This window comes from Pseudomonas sp. MSSRFD41, assembly GCF_014230245.1.
Lineage (GTDB): Bacteria > Pseudomonadota > Gammaproteobacteria > Pseudomonadales > Pseudomonadaceae > Aquipseudomonas > Aquipseudomonas piscis.
Genome location: NZ_JACKZK010000026.1, coordinates 1 through 18,789 on the forward strand (window position 1 = coordinate 1; position 18,789 = coordinate 18,789).

General features: G+C 63.9%; 16 protein-coding genes and 1 pseudogene. 6 read left to right on the forward strand and 11 right to left on the reverse strand.

The genetic code is table 11. The features are described from left to right. Positions 1-270, forward strand: a pseudogene (locus H7A76_RS26970) (acetyl-CoA C-acyltransferase); the annotation flags it as partial. A 19-nt stretch (positions 271-289) separates the two neighbouring features. Further along, a complete protein-coding gene (locus tag H7A76_RS26975) occupies positions 290-1,993 on the forward strand; it encodes an AMP-binding protein (protein ID WP_185701336.1) in 1,704 nt (567 codons plus the stop codon). 231 nt (positions 1,994-2,224) lie between these two features. Here the strand turns inward: H7A76_RS26975 and H7A76_RS26980 are convergent, their stop codons facing one another. The 4 genes from H7A76_RS26980 to H7A76_RS26995 are packed head-to-tail and all read right to left on the reverse strand — an operon-like array spanning position 2,225 to position 6,869. Beyond that, the gene (locus H7A76_RS26980; RefSeq protein WP_185701337.1) at positions 2,225-3,520 is read right to left on the reverse strand and encodes an efflux RND transporter periplasmic adaptor subunit; all 1,296 of its coding nucleotides are present in this window, start codon (positions 3,518-3,520) and stop codon (positions 2,225-2,227) included. Beyond that, positions 3,510-5,003, reverse strand: coding sequence for a TolC family protein (locus H7A76_RS26985; protein WP_185701338.1), 1,494 nt, complete (start codon positions 5,001-5,003; stop codon positions 3,510-3,512). The genes H7A76_RS26980 and H7A76_RS26985 overlap by 11 nt, the downstream gene beginning before the upstream one ends. Continuing rightward, positions 4,996-6,195, reverse strand: coding sequence for an ABC transporter permease (locus tag H7A76_RS26990; RefSeq protein ID WP_185701339.1), 1,200 nt, complete (start codon positions 6,193-6,195; stop codon positions 4,996-4,998). The genes H7A76_RS26985 and H7A76_RS26990 overlap by 8 nt, the downstream gene beginning before the upstream one ends. Then, positions 6,192-6,869 carry an ABC transporter ATP-binding protein gene (locus H7A76_RS26995; protein WP_185701423.1) on the reverse strand — a complete coding sequence of 226 codons (678 nt, stop codon included), beginning with the start codon at positions 6,867-6,869 and terminating at the stop codon, positions 6,192-6,194. The genes H7A76_RS26990 and H7A76_RS26995 overlap by 4 nt, the downstream gene beginning before the upstream one ends. A gap of 379 nt (positions 6,870-7,248) precedes the next feature. Here H7A76_RS26995 and H7A76_RS27000 point away from each other — a divergent pair, with 379 nt between their 5' ends. Then, complete coding sequence (locus tag H7A76_RS27000) at positions 7,249-7,998, forward strand: TetR/AcrR family transcriptional regulator (RefSeq protein ID WP_185701340.1); 750 nt, start codon at positions 7,249-7,251, stop codon at positions 7,996-7,998. Between the two features lie 201 nt (positions 7,999-8,199). After that, positions 8,200-9,147, forward strand: coding sequence for an alpha/beta fold hydrolase (locus tag H7A76_RS27005; RefSeq protein WP_185701341.1), 948 nt, complete (start codon positions 8,200-8,202; stop codon positions 9,145-9,147). A 13-nt stretch (positions 9,148-9,160) separates the two neighbouring features. On the opposite strand, the gene H7A76_RS27010 is transcribed toward H7A76_RS27005, so the two are convergent. Genes H7A76_RS27010 through H7A76_RS27020 form a run of 3 tightly spaced genes read right to left on the reverse strand, consistent with a single transcriptional unit; the run spans position 9,161 to position 12,966 of the window. Continuing rightward, a complete protein-coding gene (locus H7A76_RS27010; RefSeq protein WP_185701342.1) occupies positions 9,161-10,474 on the reverse strand; it encodes an FAD-binding oxidoreductase in 1,314 nt (437 codons plus the stop codon). Beyond that, positions 10,471-11,559 carry a polyamine ABC transporter substrate-binding protein gene (locus H7A76_RS27015; protein WP_185701343.1) on the reverse strand — a complete coding sequence of 363 codons (1,089 nt, stop codon included), beginning with the start codon at positions 11,557-11,559 and terminating at the stop codon, positions 10,471-10,473. The genes H7A76_RS27010 and H7A76_RS27015 overlap by 4 nt, the downstream gene beginning before the upstream one ends. A gap of 48 nt (positions 11,560-11,607) precedes the next feature. Continuing rightward, entirely contained in the window at positions 11,608-12,966 is a 1,359-nt protein-coding gene (locus H7A76_RS27020; protein ID WP_185701344.1) for a glutamine synthetase family protein, read from the reverse strand. Positions 12,967-13,129: 163 nt separating this feature from the next. Between H7A76_RS27020 and H7A76_RS27025 the strand changes: the two genes are divergently transcribed. Then, positions 13,130-14,116 carry a helix-turn-helix domain-containing protein gene (locus H7A76_RS27025; RefSeq protein ID WP_185701345.1) on the forward strand — a complete coding sequence of 329 codons (987 nt, stop codon included), beginning with the start codon at positions 13,130-13,132 and terminating at the stop codon, positions 14,114-14,116. Here H7A76_RS27025 and H7A76_RS27030 read toward each other — a convergent pair. The 3 genes from H7A76_RS27030 to H7A76_RS27040 all read right to left on the reverse strand — a co-directional run bounded on the left by H7A76_RS27030 (position 14,070) and on the right by H7A76_RS27040 (position 15,931). Then, positions 14,070-14,459 carry a hypothetical protein gene (locus H7A76_RS27030; RefSeq protein ID WP_260498092.1) on the reverse strand — a complete coding sequence of 130 codons (390 nt, stop codon included), beginning with the start codon at positions 14,457-14,459 and terminating at the stop codon, positions 14,070-14,072. The genes H7A76_RS27025 and H7A76_RS27030 overlap by 47 nt on opposite strands. A 223-nt stretch (positions 14,460-14,682) precedes the next feature. Beyond that, positions 14,683-15,153: a YbaK/EbsC family protein gene (locus H7A76_RS27035; protein WP_185701346.1), complete on the reverse strand. Its 471-nt coding sequence runs from the start codon at positions 15,151-15,153 to the stop codon at positions 14,683-14,685. Between the two features lie 82 nt (positions 15,154-15,235). Further along, the gene (locus H7A76_RS27040) at positions 15,236-15,931 is read right to left on the reverse strand and encodes a peptidoglycan DD-metalloendopeptidase family protein (RefSeq protein ID WP_185701347.1); all 696 of its coding nucleotides are present in this window, start codon (positions 15,929-15,931) and stop codon (positions 15,236-15,238) included. Between the two features lie 322 nt (positions 15,932-16,253). Here H7A76_RS27040 and H7A76_RS27045 point away from each other — a divergent pair, with 322 nt between their 5' ends. Further along, positions 16,254-16,469: a PLD nuclease N-terminal domain-containing protein gene (locus H7A76_RS27045; RefSeq protein WP_185701348.1), complete on the forward strand. Its 216-nt coding sequence runs from the start codon at positions 16,254-16,256 to the stop codon at positions 16,467-16,469. A gap of 208 nt (positions 16,470-16,677) precedes the next feature. On the opposite strand, the gene H7A76_RS27050 is transcribed toward H7A76_RS27045, so the two are convergent. Next, entirely contained in the window at positions 16,678-18,678 is a 2,001-nt protein-coding gene (locus tag H7A76_RS27050) for a peptidase U32 family protein (protein WP_185701349.1), read from the reverse strand. Between the last annotated feature and the right edge of the window lie 111 nt (positions 18,679-18,789).

Genomic DNA, 18,789 nt, shown 5'->3' on the forward strand with positions numbered 1-18,789 from the left:
GCCGCCCAGGTGCTGTGCACCCTCAAGGCCTGGGAGGATGCCGACTACTGCCGGGACAAGCTCGGGCTCGAAGGGCCGCTGGGCAGCATCGACCGGGCCAAACTCAACGTCAACGGCGGCTCCCTGGGGTGCGGGCATCCTTTTGCCGCCACCGGCGGGCGCCTGCTGGCAGCCCTGGCCAAGGCCATCCACGAGCGCGGTGGAGGCCGCGGACTGATTTCCGTCTGTGCGGCAGGCGGGTTGGGTGTAACCGCCATCGTCGAAAAATAAAATAACAAGGAGACTGCCCATGAGCGTCGCAAGCCTGCAACCTGCCGAGCGTATCTGGCTCAACGCTTACATGTCGGGTGTACCCAGCGATATCGAAGCCGACATCGACCGTTACCCGTCGTTGCGCGAGGTGTTTCTCGAACACGTGGACAAGTATCGACAACGGGTGGCCTATGTCAGCATCGGCACCGAGATGGGCTATGACCTGTGGGAAAAGCGCGTGTTCGCTTTCGCCGCCTGGCTGCAGTCCAAGGGCGTGAAGAAGGGCGACCGGGTGGCCTTGATGATGCCCAACTGCCTGCAATATCCGATCTGCCTGTTCGGGACGCTGCTGGTCGGCGCCATGGTGGTCAACGTCAACCCGCTGTACACCGCCCATGAGCTGCGCCACCTACTCAAGGACAGCGGCGCCGAGACGGTGGTGATCTTCGAGAACTTCGCCCATACCCTGGAACAGGCCATGCCCGGGAGCAAGCTGAAGAACATCGTGGTGGCCTCCATCGGCGACCTGGTGGGCACCTTCAAGGGTGCGGCGCTGAATTTCATCCTGCGCCATGTGCAGAAGCAGGTTCCCAAGTTCAACCTGCCAGGTTCCATTCGCTTCCCGGCGATGATGAAGCTGGCGGCCGTGCTGGAGTACCGGCCGGTGGAGCTTGCGCAGGACGACATCGCCTTCTTGCAGTACACCGGCGGCACCACGGGCGATGCCAAGGGCGCCATGCTCACCCACCGCAACATCCTGGCCAACCTGATGCAGGCCAAGGCCTGGGTCGGTGACCAGCTGGACGAGAACCAGCAGGAAACCAACGTCACCCTGCTGCCGCTGTACCACGTGCTGTCGCTGACGGTGAACTGCCTGATGTTCATGTGCCTGGGCGGGCGCAACATCCTGATCGCCAACCCCCGTGACGTGAAGCGGGTGCAGATGATCCTGCGCAAGGAGAAGTTCAGCGGCATCGTCGGGGTCAACACCCTGTTCAATGGCCTGCTGGAGAACGAGGAGTTCCGTGGGCGCGACTTCTCCGACTTGAAGCTGACGATCGCCGGTGGCATGGCTACTCACACCGCCGTGGCCCAGCGCTGGAAGGAAGTCACCGGGGTGCCGATCGTCGAAGGTTATGGCCTGACCGAATGCTCGCCGGTGGTGAGCATCAGCCCGATCGACATTTCCCGCATGCGTGAAAGCGACTTCAGCGGCACCATCGGGGTGCCGTTGCCCTCCACCTGGGTGCGCTTTCTGCGCGAGGACGGCCAACTGGCGAAGATCGGCGAGGAGGGCGAGTTGCAGGTGCGTGGCCCGCAGGTGATGAAGGGCTACTGGCAGCGGCCGGAGGAAACCGCCAAGGTCCTGGATCGCCACGGCTGGCTCTCCACAGGCGATATCGGGGTGATGAACGAACGGGGCTTCATCCGCTTGGTGGACCGCAAGAAGGACATGATCCTGGTGTCCGGCTTCAACGTCTACCCCAACGAGATCGAGGATGTGGTGGCCCTGCATCCTGGCGTGGCGGAGGTGGCGGCCATTGGCGTCGAGGATGGCGTGACAGGGGAGAAGGTGAAGATCTTCGTGGTACGCAAGGACCCGAACCTGACCCAGGAGCAATTGCTCGCCCATTGCCGCGAGTACCTCACTGGCTACAAGGTGCCGCGTTACGTCGAGTTCCGCACCGAAGAGCTACCCAAGACCACCGTCGGCAAGGTCCTGCGCCGGGCCCTGCGCTGAACCTGAGCGCAACGGACATCCCGCGGGGGGCATGTGTTCCCCTGTAGGAGCGAAGCTTGCTCGCGATGGTCGTTAGCGGTAGCGCGTATTGGCTGGATAAACGCAGCGCCCTGAACGCCATCGCGGGCAAGCTTCGCGCCTGATTGCCTTAACCGATCGGCATTGCCCTGCGGGGCGTTTTTTATGCCCGCTGTTTCCACAAGGCTGGCAAGCCATGTCATTCCTGGGTGTTCATTGGCCCTCGGGCAGGCGTACCTGGCCGGCTTGCAGGCCGAACACTTCCACGCCCTCGGCTGTGGATTGGCCTGTGGTCACGGGCACTCGCCGGGCCGGCTGGTCGGCTGCGGGGCGGTACTCCACGCTCATGCCTTCGGCGCTGCGCTGGATCGCCGCGGGGGGCACCACGATCGCCTGGTCGTTGCTGTAGGTGATGATGGTCAGCCGGGCACTCATGCCCAGGCGCACCCGTTGCAGTTGCTCCGGGGCCAGCTTGGGAATCGACAGGGTCACCGGGAACTGAGCGCTGGACCCGGGCGAATCGTTGGGGATGGCCAGGCTGCTGACGATATCCACCACGCCTTCCAGGCGTTCACCATCGAAGCCATCGCCGAGGATCTCCACGCGCTGGCCCTGGTGCAGCTGGTTGATATCCAGTTCCGAAACCTTGCTGACGATCTTCAGCTGTTCGATGTTGGCCAGGCCGAACAATACCTGGCCCTGGCCCAGGTGCGCGCCAGCCTGTACCGGTCCTGTGCTGGTGGTTACCGGAGTGCTGCCTGAGCTGCCGCCGGGAGGTGGAACGACTATTCCGGCGAAGGGCGCGACCACTTCCTTGGCCTCCAGGAGCTTGCGCAGGCTTTCATACTTGACCGTGGCATTGGTCAACTCCATCTCGGCAATCTGCCGGTATTCACCCGATCCCTGATTGAGCGCCTGCTGCAACTCACCCTGGGCGGCCGCCAGGTCCATGCGCTGAATCTGTGCCTGTTGTTCCTGGTCGTTCAGTTCATTGCGCGGGATGATGCCGCGCTTGAACAGGTCCTGGTTTTCACGCAGCTTGCGCTCGCTATTGGCCAGGGACATCTGCGAATTACGCAGGGTTCGTCGTGCCCGGGCGACCGTGCTGCCGTTGTTCCAGTCTCGCAGTTCCTGGACCGTACGACGAGCCTTGAGCTGTACGGCAAGCGCGTCACGCAGCTGGATTTCCACCAGCGTCGGGTCCATCTGCAACAGCACCTGCCCAGCCTCCACGCGCTGGCCCTGTTCTACCAGGTTCGCTTGCACATTCCCTTCGAAAGGCGCCGTCAGGACGATGGTCTTCTGCGGCTCGATCTTGCCCACCAGGCCGATCTGGTGGGTGAGCTGGGCACCTTGGATCGCGATCCAGCGGCCAGTGCCAGTTTGGTCGGCTGCCGGTGATCGGTAATCGATCAGGATCGCTGCGCCGATGGCGATGCCCACGGCCAGCGCGAGCGCCTGTAGGGCGTGGCGACGACGCTTGCCAGCCTGTGGCTTGTCAGAAGTCATTGAGCGCAATCTCCCAGCTTTCCAAAGTCATGCCCAAGGTGAGGTCAAGTTGCGTCTGGGCATTGAGGTAGGCGATCAGTGCGTTTAACCGGGCATTCTCGGCATTGCGCAGGTCGCTCTCGAAGCTCAGTACCTGGAAGTTGCTGGAACGACCGGCGCTGAGCTTGTCCCGTTCGATTTCCAGCTTGCGTTTCGACAGCTCACTGGCTCGCTGGGCAATCTCGTATTGGCGCCAGCGGGTGCCCAGGTCGCGCACCACGTTGTTGACGTCGCGCTCGAGTACCTGGCGCGCATCGGCCAGGAGGATCTCCTGGTTCTCCACATTGACCTGTGCCCGGACTTCGGCCTGGCGGGTACTCAGGTCGCCGATGGGAATACTGATCTCGACACCGGTGTAGCCATTCCAATTGCGTTCCGAGCCATTGCGAGTGTCGGTGTCGAACCGGTTGCGAGTCTGGTTGGCTCCCGCGACCAGGTTGACATCCCAGCGTGCCTGGTCCTTGGCCATCACCAGACCCAATTCGGCCTGCTGGCTGCCCAACAGGGTGGCAAGGTATTCGGGTTGCTGAGCCTGGGCCAGGCGCAAGGCTTCACGTTGGTCGATGCTGATCTTCGATGCCTGCAAGGCTTCGCTGGCGCGAATCCGCGATGACAGGTCCAGCGCCAGCAGGCGCAGCAAGGCCAGGCGGTTGAGATCCACCTGGTTGCGTGCTTCCTCGACTCCCAGCTCCTGGCTGGCGATATCGGCTTCGGTCTGCACGATCTCGAATTCGGCCATGCGCCCGGCCGTGATCAGTGCCCGGTTGACTTCCAGCAGGGTGGTCGCACGTTTCAGGGCATCCTGGGCAATCGCCAGTTGTTCCTGGGAACGCAGCAGCTCCCGGTAGGTGGTGATGATCGTGCTGATGGTCTGGGCGACCGTTGCCTTGAGGTTCAGGCGGTTGCCTTGCTCGGTGAGCCGTGCCAGTCGCAACGGGGCGGTGGTCACGTCCCATCCGGCGCCCCGCAGCAGCGGCTGGATTATCGATAGGTCCAGGCCGTCGCTGCGATAGCGCCCCGCATTGTCGGCCCTGCTCAGGTCCTGGGTCCAGGCCATGCTCAGCCTGGTGCCATATTCGCTGAGCAGGCTGGTGGTGGGGGTCACCCTGGCCCTTTGTTCCGCGTCGCTGGTGCTCCTGGAACTACGGTAGGAGCCGGTGATCAGCAGCTTGGGGTTGAAGGTGTCCTCGGCTACCCGCAAGTCGAACTTCTGTGCCACACGTTGCAGATAGGTACTGCGGATGCTGCGGTTGTTACGCAATCCCAGGTAGACGGCATCTCCCAGGGTCAGGTCGGTCAGTTGCTGGCTGAGCAGTGCGCTGCGTTCGTAACTGCCGCGCATGGTGGGCACCGAAGGTGGCGCGACCAGCTCCCTGGCCTGGCCCCAGGGACTCGTCAGGCACAGGCACAGGTAGGCCAGGGTCCAGAGACGCCAATCATTCATCGCGCAGCGCCTCCACCGGTTGCAGCTTGGAGGCCGAGACCGCCGGATACAGGCCGAAGAACAGGCCCACCAGCAGGGTGCTGCCAATACCCAGCGGTAGCGAGGCGGCAGCCAGGGAAAAATGCCAGCCGGACATCTTGGCGTAGATGAACGCCGATGTGACCCCGAGCACCGCCCCGGACAGCGCACCGACTGCGGTCAGGGTCACGGCTTCCAACAGGAACAGGTTACGGATGTCTCGCTGGCGTGCGCCCAGTGCCATGCGGATACCGATCTCCCGGCGCCGCTCGGAGACATTCATCAGCATCACGTTCATCACCCCGACGCCGCCTCCCACCAGGGAAATGCCACCCAGGGCCATCAGCAGGTAACCGAAGGTCCGGCTTTGTCGGGTCATGCCATCGATGATCTGTTGCGGCACCTGCACCTCCACGTCTCTACCGCGCAATATGGTCTTCAATGCCTGGGCCATGGCCGCCGCCACTTGCTCCATGTCCTGGCCTGGTGCGGCGCGGGTCACCACGTTGCTGATCTGCGGCGAAGCGAAGATGCGTCGCATGCCGGACAGGGGGAGGAACACCGAGTCGTTGGCCTGGACCGGCACCAGTACTGCGTTGGGCTGGCTCTGGAGAATGCCGATGACCAGGAACAAGTAGTCGTTGATTCGTATCCGGTCACCCGGCCTCAGCGGCTGTCCCGGGGGGCCCAGGATCTGGGCGATCTGGTGGCCTACCACCGCATAGGTCTCGCCCTGATCGAAATCTGACAGGAAGCGCCCTTCGCGCAGGTGCAGGCGCATGGCTGCAGCCAACCCGGTGGTGGCTCCGACCAGGCTTGCATTGGCGGTGCGGCCATTGAACACCACCGGTCCGCTGAGCAGGGCTATGGGGGCGACTTCGAGCAGGCTGGGAACTGCCTGCTTCAGGGCTTGGGCATCGAGAACCTCCGGCATCGGCGTGCGTGTGTCGCCATTGCCGGGAAAGCGTGCCACCAGGGTATCGGTGCCCATGTCCTTGAAGATCGCCGCGGCGTCCTCTGCCGCGTTATGGCCGATGTTGATCAGGGCCACCACCGAGGAGCTGCCGATGACGATGCCCAGCAAAGCCAGGATCGAGCGCTTGCCCAGGGTCCGCAGGCTGACGAAGGCTTCGTGCAGCAGCTGGCTGGCGCTTTGCTCGAGCATCAGGCTCATGCCGGGCAGACCTCTTGCACCACGCCGTTGTTGACCCGGATCTGCCGTTCCAGGCGCTGGGCGATGCCCGGGTCGTGGGTGACGATGATCAGGGTCACCTGGCGCTCGCGGTTCAGCGACAGCAACAGGTCCATGATGTCCCGGGCCGTGTGGCTGTCGAGGTTACCGGTGGGCTCGTCGGCCAGGATTACCGAGGGTTCGCCCACCAGCGCCCGGGCGATGGCCACCCGTTGCCGCTGGCCGCCGGACAGGTCCGCCGGGCGGTGATCGGCACGCTGGCCGAGCCCGACCTGGTCGAGCATGTGCATGGCCCGCTCCAGGGATTCGCGCCGGGCTACGCCGCGGTAGCTCAGGGGCAGGGCCACATTGTCCAGGGCGCTGAGGCGCGGCAGCAGGTTGAAGCTCTGGAACACGAAGCCGATCTGGCGGTTGCGGATCGCCGCCAACTGATCGGGGCTGGCGCGGAAGATATCGTGGCCAGCGAAGCGGTAGTCGCCGCTGTCGGGCAGGTCCAGCAGGCCGAGGATATTCAGCAGGGTGCTCTTGCCGGAGCCCGAGGCGCCGAGGATGGCGCAGCTTTCGCCGGCATCGATGGACAGGGAAACATTCTTGAGGATATGCAGAGGTTGTTCTGCCAGCCGATAGCTCTTGCCTATGCCCTGCAGGGAGATCAAACCTTGTTCGATTATCGTCTCTGTCATTGCTTACTGCGCCGGCTGGCTCGACGGCCTGTCTGGAAAAAACCACACCTGGGAAGTCTTCGGGGCAGTTTTTTGGAGCAGCGCCAAGCTCTGGTTTTATTTATTATTTTAAAAAACTTGTTTGAATAGTAACTGCGTTCATTCCCATGCGCCAGCCGTCTAGGGCGGGTAATCGAGCGCTTTTTTTGACAGGTTCGGGGCAGGAACCCGCTGGTCACAAAAAGGCCTATGGGCGCTGTGGGAGTCCCTGGGGCGCTTGCTTTTAGGGAGGCTGGCGGGTATAAAAAATCAAATTTTTTTTTAAAACACTGTTCGAACGGTCAGTTTTTCATCCAGCAAAGGTTAGCCCTCCATGGTCGCCAAGAAACTCAGTGCCCCCAATGTCACCAAGACCCGACTGCTGGAAGCGACCGAGGCATTGTTCATCAAGTACGGCTACGACGCCGTGCTGCTGCGCCAGATCACCGAACGGGCCAAGGTCAACCTGGCGGCGGTGAACTATCACTTCGGCGACAAGGACTCGCTGATGAAGGCCCTGCTCATGCAGCGCCTGGGCCCACTCAACGACCAGCGCCTGGAACTCCTGGCCAAGTGCGAGGAGCAGTCCGACGGCCCCCTGGACTGCGAAACCCTGCTGGGGGTGCTGTTCGCCCCGGCCATGGGCATGGAGCGCAGTGATGAAAGCGGCGGGGTGGAGGGGCGTTCGTTCATTCGCTTCCTTGGCCGGGTGTACAGCGATACCTCGCCTTTCATCCAGGAATACCTCAAGGAACACTACCAGCCGGTGTTCGAGCGCTTTTTCAAGGCGTTCGCCCTGGCCTTGCCGGACCTGCCGCGCAACGAGCTGGGGGTACGCTTGCAGTTCGCCCTCAAGGCGATTTCCGGGGTAATGGCCGGTACCGAACTGCGCTTGCTGATGCAGGCCATGAGCCTGGGGCGCCCGGCCACCGATGCCGAGGTCATGGCCAAGCTGATCAGCTTGGTATCGGCGGCGATCCGCGCGCCGATGCAGGACCCGGATTCCGAGCAGGCCCTGGAAAAGGTCCTGGCGACCCAGCGATTGATTCGCCAGCAAAGCCAGTCATTGGCCGGGCACCTGTAGCCGCAGCTCGCGGATCCACCTGAGCCGATGCCCGCTGCGCGGCCATGCGCGGCTGGTACCCGCGGCTACACGCTGCGGCAGCCCCCGGCCATTCGCCTCGCCGCACAGATCCGCTACCCGCATCATTCGGCTGATCGATGATGCTCAATGCCTGGCAGGACATCTGCTAGGTTTTCCTGGCACTTGCCAGGAGCCCTCGCCATGACTTCCTTCCAACAGCACATTCTGGCCGTCAACGGCATCGAACTCAGCGTCCGGGTCGCCGGCCCCGAGCAAGGCCGGCCCGTTTGGCTGCTCCATGGCTTTCCCGAGTGCTGGCATTCCTGGCGGCACCAGGTGCCGGCTTTGGCGGCGGCCGGGTTCCAGGTCTTCGTCCCGGAGATGCGTGGCTACGGTCGCAGCTCGGCTCCCCAGGCGATAGCAGACTATGACCTGCTGACCCTGTGCGCCGACATCCAGCAGGCCATGGATGCCTTCGGCCATGACCGGGTGTGCATGGTCGGCCACGATTGGGGCGCTCCGGTGGCCTGGCACCTGGCACTGCTGGAACCACAGCGGGTGGCGGCGCTGGTGACGATGTCGGTGCCTTTTGCCGGAAGGCCCAAGCGTCCGGCCACGGACATCATGCGCCAGGTGCACGGTGGGCATTTCAACTACATCCTGTATTTCCAGGAACCGGGGCTGGCCGAAGCTGAGCTGGATGCCGACATCGATGCCAGCCTGCGCCTGTTCATGGGCAACATCGAAGCGTTGCTGCAACCCAAGCCGGCCGAAGCCCGCTTGTTCGACGGTGTGACTATTCCCGAGCGCTTGCCCGCCTGGTGCTCCGAAGAGGATTTCCAGGTTTATCGGCAAACCTTCGCCGGCCGCGGTTTCCGTGGGGCGTTGAACTGGTACCGCAACTTCGAGCGCAACTGGCAGCGCAGCGAGTTCCTCGCGCAAGCCCGGGTCCTCCAGCCCACCTTGTTCCTGCTGGGCGACAGCGACCCGGTCGGGGTCCTGGAAGCCCATACCCTCAAGCGCATGCCAGACCGGGTCGCCGACCTCGAGCAGCACCTGCTGCAAGACTGCGGGCACTGGCTGCAAAGCGAATGTCCCGAACAGGTCAACCGCTTGCTGCTGGACTTCCTGCAGCGACGTTTTGCCTGAGGCGCCTGGATTATCAGCCCAGCACCTCGCGCATCCGATGCCAGAACATGCCCAGGGCCAGCAAGGGGGCACGCAGAGCCGGCCCACCGGGGAAGGTCATGTGCGGCACGGCGCTGAACACATCCAGGCCCTGGCTGTGCCCGGCGTGGATCGCCTCGGCCAGCAGGCGCGCCGTCCAGTGGGTGACGTTCAGCCCATGGCCCGAATAACCCTGGGCGTAGTACACATTGGGATACTGGCGCAGCCGCCCGACCTGGGGAAAGCGGTTGGCGGTGATGCCTATCTTCCCGCCCCATTGGAAGTCGATACCGATGTCCGCCAGTTGCGGGAACACCTTGAGCATCTTCGGCCGCATGTAGCCGGCGATATCCGCTGGATCGCGACCGGAATAATGGCAAGCGCCGCCGAACAGCAGGCGGCGATCGGCAGTGAGGCGGTAGTAGTCGAGGCCGACCTTCTGGTCGCACAGCGCCAGGTTGTCCGGGATCAGTTGCCGGGCCAGGGCCTCGGGCAGCGGCTGGCTGGCGATGATGTAGCTACCCGCGGGCAAGACCTTGCCGCTCAGGCGCGGCTCCAGGTCCTCCAGATGAGCGTTGCATGCCAGCACCAGGCTTCCGGCGCGCACCGTGCCCGCGGCGCAGCGCAGCGTCACGCTATCGCCGTGGCGCAGCTCCAGCACCGGGCTGTGCTCGAAGATCCGCACCCCCAGGCTGCTGGCCAATCGGGCTTCGCCGACCACCAGCTTGAGTGGGTGCAGGTGCCCGGAGCCCATGTCCACCAGCCCGCCGGCATAGACCCGGGAAGCCACTACTTGTTGCATGTCTTGCGCGGCCACCACGCGAGTCGGGTGACGGTAGCCCAGGCTCACCAGGTGGTCTTGCTCAGCCTGGAACGCGGCGTACTGGGCCTGGGTGTTGGCCAGCTCGCAGAAGCCCCAGCGCAGGTCGCAGTCGATGCCGTGTTCGGCGATGCGCCGGCCCACCAGTTCCACCGAGTCGATGCCGGCACGCTCCAGGTATTTGAGTCCTTCCTGGCCGACGTAACGGGCAAAGCCGCCGATCTCATGGCCGATGCCACGGATCAGTTGTCCGCCGTTGCGCCCGCTGGCGCCCCAGCCGATGCGCCGGGCCTCCAGGAGGATCACCGACAGCCCGCGCTCGGCCAGCTCGATAGCGGTATTGACCCCGGTGAAGCCGCCGCCGACCACGCAGACATCGGCGTGCAGGTCGCCTTCCAGGGACGGGTAGCCGGGCAGGGCGCCGACCGAGGCGGCGTAGTAGGAGGGGGCGTGCCCGTTGGCGCCGCCCAGGGACAGTGGCTGGTTCATTTGTTGGACTTCACTTTGCTCCACGAACGAGTCATGACGCGCATGATCGCCGGGGAAGGAGTACTGGCGATGTACAGCTTGTCCAGCACCTCCTTGGGTGGATAGACCTCGGGATCGTTCAGCAATTGGGCGTCCATGTACTGCTGGGAGGCCGGGGTGGGGTTGGCGTAGCCGACCTGGGCACTGACCTTGGCGATCACTTGCGGGTCCAGCAGGTAGTTGATGAAGGCATGGGCCTGCTTGGTATTGGTGGCGTCCGCGGGGATGGCCATCAGGTCGAACCACAGGTTGCTGCCTTCCTTGGGAATGGCATAGGCGATGTTCACTCCATTCTGGGCTTCCTTGGCCCGGTTGGCGGCCTGGAAGGCATCGCCGGAGTAGGCGAACGCCACGCAGATATTGCCGTTGGCCAGGTCCGAGACGTACTTGGAGGAGTGGAAGTAGGTGATGTAGGGGCGCAGGCTCAGCAGCTTGGCCTCGGCCTTTTGGTAGTCGGCCGCCGATTGGCTGTTGGGGTCCAGGCCCAGGTAGTTGAGCATCGCCGGCATGACCTCATCGGGCGAATCCATCAGCGAGACCCCGCATTGCGCCAGCTTCTTCAGGTTCTGCGGCTCGAACAGCACCGCCCAGGAGTCGATGCGGTCGATGCCCAGCACCTGCTTGACCTTATCGACGTTGTAGCCGATGCCATTGGTGCCCCACAGGTAGGGCACCGAGTACTGGTTGCCGGGATCGTTCTGCTGCAACAGGGTCATCAGCTTCGGATCCAGGTTCTTCCAGTTGGGCAGCTGCGCCCGGTCCAGCTTGAGGAAGGCCCCGGCTTTCACTTGGCGGGTGAGGAAGTGGTTGGAGGGCACCACCACGTCGTAGCCGGTACGCCCGGCCAACAGCTTGCCTTCCAGGGTTTCGTTGGAGTCGAACACGTCGTAGATCACCTTGATCCCGGTCTGGGCCTGGAAGTCGGCCAGGGTCGTCTTGCCTATGTAGTCGCTCCAGTTGTACACGCTGACACTGGGCTCGGCCTGGGCGGCGGTGCTGCACAAGGTCGCCAGGGCGACCGGGATCACTGCTTTGAATAGACGCATGTTCGACACCTCTGTGGGATGTTTTTGTTGTGCGAAAAATCGCCCGGGTCAGACGCTGAGCAGCAGGAACTCACGTTCCCAGGAGCTGATCACCCGCTTGAAGTTCTCGTTCTCGGCGCGCTTGACCGCGACATAGCCACGCACGAACTTGCGCCCCAGGTACTGCTCGATGACCGGGCATTCCTCCATGTGCGCCAGGGCGTCCTCGAGGGTGATCGGCAGGCGCAGGTTGCGCCGTTCATAGGCGCGGCCTTCCACCGCGGCGCTGGGGGCGATGCCCTCGACCATGCCCAGGTAACCGCACAGCAGGCTCGCGGCGATCGCCAGGTAGGGGTTGGCATCGGCGCCGGGCAAGCGGTTCTCCACCCGCGTGGCATCCGGGCTGGAGGTCGGTACGCGCAGGCCGGCGGTGCGGTTTTCCACGCCCCATTCGACGTTCACCGGGGCCGAGGTATCCGGCAGGAAGCGGCGGAACGAGTTGACGTTGGGGGCGAACATCGGCAGCACCTTGGGGATGTACTTCTGCAAACCGCCGATGTGCTGCAGGAACAGCTCGCTCATGCTGCCGTCGTCGTTGGTGAACACCGGCTTGCCGGTGGCGATGTCCACCACGCTCTGGTGCAGGTGCATGGCACTGCCGGGCTCATCGGTGATCGGCTTGGCCATGAAGGTGGCGGTGACGTTGTGCTTGAGTGCGGCCTCGCGCAGGGTGCGCTTGAACACGGTGATCTGGTCCGCCAGGTCCAGGGCGTCGCCATGGCGGAAGTTGATTTCCATCTGCGCCGGGCCGTCTTCGTGGATCAACGTATCGAGGTCCAGGCCCTGGGCTTCGCACCAGTCGTAGACGTCCTCGAACAGTGGGTCGAATTCGTTGGCGGCATCGATGGAGAACGACTGCCGGCCGCTCTCGGCACGTCCCGAGCGTCCCAGGGGCGCTTGCAGCGGCAGGTCCGGGTCTTCGCAACGCTGGGTCAGGTAGAACTCCATTTCCGGAGCCACGATCGGCTTCCAGCCCTTGTCGGTGTAGAGCTGAAGGACTTTCTTCAGCACATTGCGTGGCGACAGCTCGATGGGGTTGCCGAACTTGTCGAAGGTGTCGTGGATGACGATGGCGGTGGGTTCCAGGGCCCAGGGCACCAGGTAGATCGACGAGGGATCGGGACGGCAGAGCATGTCGATGTCCGCCGGGTCCAGCAGCTCGTAATACAGGTCGTCGTCGACGAAATCCCCGGTGACCGTTTGCAGCAGGACACTTTCCGGCAGGCGCATGCCTCGCTCATGCAGGAACTTGTTGGTGGGGGCGATCTTGCCGCGGGCAATCCCGGTCAGGTCGCTGACCACGCACTCTACTTCGGTGATCTTGTGCTCTTTCAGCCATGAGGAAAGCTGATCGAAAGGGGCGTTCATAAAGGCCTCGATGATTGTTTTCATCTGCGCCCAGGTGAGCGGGAGTATCCCGGCAAGGCTTCCCCAGCGGCGCATTGGCGACTATCTTGGGCAAGCCTTGTGGTTCCATCTATCCACTTTAAACAGACGCAAAACGCACCAAAAGAGTGCGTAAGGTCTTCCCATGACGATGTCCAATCCGCTTCAGGTCCAGGCGTTCAAGAGCTTCGATGTGCTCGACCAGGTCCGGGCCACGCCAGGTTGGGTCCAGCAGTACCGGCAGATGTCCCCCGGGCATTTCAATGGCCTGGTGCGCTACCTGGACCTGCAGGGCGTGCAGATCTACGAAGAGCGCATGAATACCCGGGTCGAGCAGAACTTCAATGCCCCCGAAGGGGCCCTGGCGTTCTGCTTCGATCGCAGCGACAACGCGCTGTACGTGCTCAATGGCGAGAGCCGCAATATCTGGATCACCCCCGAGAACTACCAGGAAGTGGCGGTGGTGTTCGGTCCCGAGTTCGTCCAGGGCCAGGCCCTGGGTGTCGAGCGCCTGGACGGCCTGTTCATGGCACCCTTGACCTGCCAGCAGAACCCGTTGTTCTGTCGCTGGCTCAGCGCGACGCTGACCCGCCTGTCACAGACCCTCGATCCACCCAGCCGCGAGGTCCTGGCCCAGCAGTTGCTGGATGACTGCCTGTACATTCTCGACAACGCTTGCGTACGCCTGGACCCCGGCGGTTTGCAGCGGCGGGCCGAGGAACGGGCGATCATGCGGCGGGTTGCGCAGTGGGCCGCCGATGTCCCCGAGGAAACCCTCAACCTGCTGGACCTGTCCCAAGTCGCCGGGGTGTCCCTGCGCCAATTGCAGAGTGCCTTCAAGGCCTTTACCGGCATGGCTCCCAGCCACTGGCTGCGCCTGCGCCGGCTCAACAGCGCCCATCGCGAATTGCTCAGCCGTGGCCCGACGGATACCACGGTGGCCGAGGTGGCGATGCACTGGTCGTTCTGGCACCTGGGGCGTTTCTCCAGCAGCTATCGGGCCTTGTTCGGGGAGTTGCCGAGCCAGACCCTGAAGCGTGCGCCGGGGGCCACCCTCTTCGACCCACGGGAGGGTGCAAGCGCGATCAACGGAATGTTCCGCAGAGCGCGTTACCCTGGTAGTCGTGCATGAGAGGGCCGAGGAACATGAAGGGGCCGCAGGCATGGAAGTCCGAACTGATCTTGCGGCTCGAGCGCAGCAAGGGAACCTCAGTGCCGTTGATGTCGTTGCCGTAGGCGATGGCATTGCTGTAGGACTCGCACACCGGCAACTTGAGCGGGATCGGCAGGATCACCACCAGAAGGGTGGCGCCACACCATTGTCGTTCGGGCGAATTCTTCTGCGTGCGCGTGATGACCGGTGTCCTGGCGCTTTCGATCAGTCGCTGGTGGGCTGCTGTCTTCGTTACCTGTTCCTCAGGCATGTCCACCCAGGCGCCCACGCAGCCATGGAGTGCGACCGTCGCCAGGGCCAATAGCGCGCCCCTGATGAGAGGGGCAAACGAGCGGGGCGCGTGATGCAACCGGGGAGTGGCTGGCAGTGGGGGCTGCGCGCAATTGAGTGGAGCGTGCATTCTGCACCTGTCGCTGGAATGGGGGCCTGCGTGGGGCGACGCATCAGCAAGTCGCCAACCTCTCCCGGGGCGTGGCCCGACACGCTAAGGCGTCGGGCAGATCGCGGGTGTCCTCGCTGCTCGGCTACTTGACGCAGATCACCTGGTGCCTGGGCAGGATGGCGGTCAGTGGGCCGGTAATCCGGAACACGGCATTGGGGGTGCCAGCGGCGGCCCAGACTTCATCGAAGTTCAGCAGGTCTTCATCGACCAACAGCTCGAGCTCCTGCCGGTGGCCGAGCGGTGGCACACCCCCGATGGCGAAACCGGTCACTTGCTTGACGAAATCGGCGTCGGCCTTGGTGATCTTGTCGCCGAGCAAGCGGGAAATGGCTTGCTCATTGACCCGGTTGGGGCCGCTGGCGAGGACCAGCACAGGAGTGTCGAGCGCGCTCCGAAACACCAGGGATTTGACGATCTGGGCTTTTTCGCAGCCCAGGGCGTTGGCCGCGTCGTCGGCGGTGCGGGTCGAGTCCGGGAGTTCTTGTACCGTCAGGTCGAGTCCGCGCTGGTGGAGCAGGTCCTGGAACTGTTGAGCTCGTTTACTGATACTCATGGGGATTTCTCCTGGGGTGGGAAGTCGAAGAGCAACTGGCGCCAGCGCCACGGCCGGGGGCCGGAACCGATGGGTTGAACGATCAGCCCGGTGGCAGCAACCGCAGCGGGTCCACCGGCACGCCGTTGGCGCGAATCTCGAAGTACAGCTGGGCGCGATCGGTGTCCTGGGAGCCGGCCTCGGCGATCTTCTGGCCCTTGATCACCATCTGGCCTTCCTTGACCACCAGCTTGCTGTTGTAGGCATAGGTGCTGGTGTAGGACGGGCCGTGCTGGAGGATCATCAGGTTGCCGTAGCCGCGCATGTAGCCGGCGAACGCGACCTTGCCGCCGAGGCTGGCGTGGATCGGCTGGCCTTGGGTGGTGGCGATGCGAATGCCCTGGTTGAGCTTGCCGGTGGGCGAAAAGCGCCCGATCAGCACGCCGCGCAGCGGCCAGGTCCAGCCCTTGAGGGTGACCTTGGGCATCGGCGGCGGGGGCGGCGGGGCTTTGCTCCGGCTGCTGGAGGTCCGCGTCTTGCTGCTGGCCACCCGGGTCGTCCTGGGGGCGCCGCCGCCCACCTTCAGCACTTGGCCGACTTCCACGGTGTAGGGCGCCTTCAGGCCGTTGAGTCGCGCCACTTCCTTCCAGCTCGTGCCGTTGCGGCTGGCGATGGAATACAGGGTATCGCCGCGCTTGACCCGGTACTCCCCGGCCTTCAGAGGCCCGGAGCTGGGTGAGTTGGAGCTGCAGGCCGAAAGGGTCAGCAGCAGGGCAATGAATATGAATCTTGCGAACACACGCTATCCATTCTGTCTTGATGGGCCTGGGCCCGGAACGTGCGGCCAGCGCTGAATCGAATCGCTGGGCAGCGAAGCCGGCAACTATACCTGTTTGCCGAACGCTCGGCGCGTAGTAGACCACTGCAACTGGCATTGAACTCCCGTTGCCGGAAAAAAAGCCGCGTCGCTATCGCGGCTTCACTCATCCTCCCGCCAGGCGGCCCAGGTTCGCCGGCTTGCTGGCGCTCGATGGACGACGTGCCGGATACCCCACGGACCAACCAAACTGAACCCCGGCTAGCGGTTCCTTCCTAAGCAAGTACAGACCGGGAGGAAATCCATGCACATCGAATACATCTGGATCGTGTTGGCCGTCATCGTCTTGCTGATCGAACTCTGGGCCATCAAGAGCCTGTTGCGTAGCGCGGCCAGCTCCGAAAACAAGGGGACGTGGCTGGTGGTGATCATCTTCGTCCCGCTGCTGGGGTTCCTGCTCTGGTTGTGCGTGGGCCCAAGGCAAGCGCATGGTGAGCATCCTGGAGCGGGCAGAGGCTGAGGCGCGTTGGTCGGCACAGCCAGGGTGGCTTGCGGTGCCGGAGAAGTTCGAGAGCGACGGATATCGCCCGCGGCATGGACTGGCAGTCGCTGTGGCCCCCAGCTTTCCTGTGACTGCCGACAGCGCTTTAGCAGGGAATGCCACCGGCAGATGCGGCCCCTGACCGCAGCCGCGAGCGCGACGGCATTGCGCCGCGCTCGCCCAGCTGTCAGTGGGGCGCGCGGGGGATGGTCTTGAGCAGGTCCTCAGGGCTGATATGGCCGACCACCGAGTCTGCGGTGCTGCCTGGCAGCGGCAGGTCGAGGATATGGCCCTTGATCTTGCCCACCACGTGCATTTCGCAAGGCTTGCAGTCGAACTTCAGGGTCAGCACCTCGTCACCGTGCACCAGTTGCATCGGCGCCACCTTGGTGCGCACTCCTGTCACGCCCTTGGCCTGCTTGGGGCACAGGTTGAAGGAGAAGCGCAGGCAATGCTTGGTGATCATCACCGGCACTTCGCCGTGTTCTTCGTGGGCCTCGAAGGCAGCGTCGATCAACTGCACGCCATGGCGATGGTAGAAGTCCCGGGCCTTCTGGTTGTAGACGTTGGCCAGGAACGACAGGTGCGACTCGGGGTAGACCGGCGGCGGGTTGCTTTCGGCTTTGCGCGAGCCCCGTGGATGGGCGGCGATCCGTGCGGCGTCCAGGGCTTCGATGGCTTCCCGGCGCAGGGCCTTGAGCTGGGAGTTGGGAATGAAGTAGGCCTGGGGCGCGTCCAGCTTGACGTCGGTGGCGTGGTAGCAGGTGGTGCCCAGTTGGCCCAGCAGGTCACGCAATTGCTCCAGGGCCTGCTCCGGCTTGTTGGCTACGCCGAAGGGGCCGTCCAGGGCGACGCTGATGCCGATGCCTTCTTCGCTGGTGGCGTTCAGCTCCAGGCGCTCTTCGCGCAGGTGGGCCTGCCAGGCCAGGCCGATGCGGCGTTCGGCGGAGGTGCGGGTCAGGGCCTGCTGCCAGTTGTGGTCCAGGTTGCGGCTCAGCGGATGGTTGGGGCGCAGGCGGTGCAGGCCCTCGGGCATCTCGTTGGGCTCGACGCGATAGCGATAGCGTTTTTCCCCATCTTCCTCGAATTCGCCGCGGGCTTCGGCGATGTTGGCGCGGAAACCCACCACCTCGCGCTTGACCAGCAGGTTGAGGCCGTCGCCGTTGGACAGCGGCTCGAAGGTCACCACTTGCAGATCGCGCTTGCCGACCTTTTCCACCACGCCCACCGGAAGGCCGGTGAAGGTCGGTGAATCGAAGGCGCCGATGTCGATCTTGCGCTCGCTGACGAAGTAGTCGGTGCTGCCACGGTGGAACGTCTTGTCCGGATCGGGAACGAAGAAGTGCGCGGTGCGGCCGCTGGAAGCGCGGGCCAGGTCCGGGCGGTCCTCCAGCACGTCATCCAGGCGCTGGCGGTAGTAGGCGGTGATGTTCTTCACATAACCTACATCCTTGTAGCGTCCCTCGATCTTGAACGAGCGCACCCCGGCCTCGACCAGGGCGCGGATATTGGCGCTCTGGTTGTTGTCTTTCATCGACAGCAAATGTTTCTCGTAGGCGATCACCCCGCCGTGCTCGTCCTTCAGCGTGTAGGGCAGGCGGCAGGCCTGGGAGCAATCGCCACGGTTGGCGCTGCGCCCGGTCTGGGCGTGGGAGATGTTGCACTGGCCGGAAAAGGCCACGCACAGGGCACCGTGGATGAAGAATTCGATGGCCGCGTCGGTCTCGGCGGCGATGGCGCTGATTTCCTTGAGGTTCAGTTCGCGGGCCAGTACCAGCTGGGAGAAGCCTGCCTGGTCGAGGAACTTGGCCCGGGCCAGGGTGCGGATATCGGTCTGGGTGCTGGCGTGCAGCTCGATGGGCGGGATGTCCAGTTCCATCACCCCCAGGTCCTGGACGATCAGCGCGTCGACACCCGCATCGTATAACTGGTGGATCAGCTTGCGCGCCGGTTCCAGCTCGTTGTCATGGAGGATGGTGTTGAGGGTGGTGAACACCCGTGCATGATAACGGTGGGCGAACTCCACCAGCTGGGCGATATCGCTCACCTCGTTGCTGGCGTTGTGGCGGGCGCCGAAACTCGGGCCACCGATGTACACCGCGTCGGCGCCATGCAGGATGGCTTCGCGAGCGATGCCGACATCGCGGGCAGGGCTGAGCAGTTCGAGGTGGTGTTTGGGCAAGGACATGTTTTTCTAATCAGGCTTATCAGGGGCAAGGCGCGCATTGTAGCGGCGAAACGCTTGCCCGGCACCCGTGTACTGCCCGGTGGCGGCTGCGCACCGGGCGCAGCCGCTGGG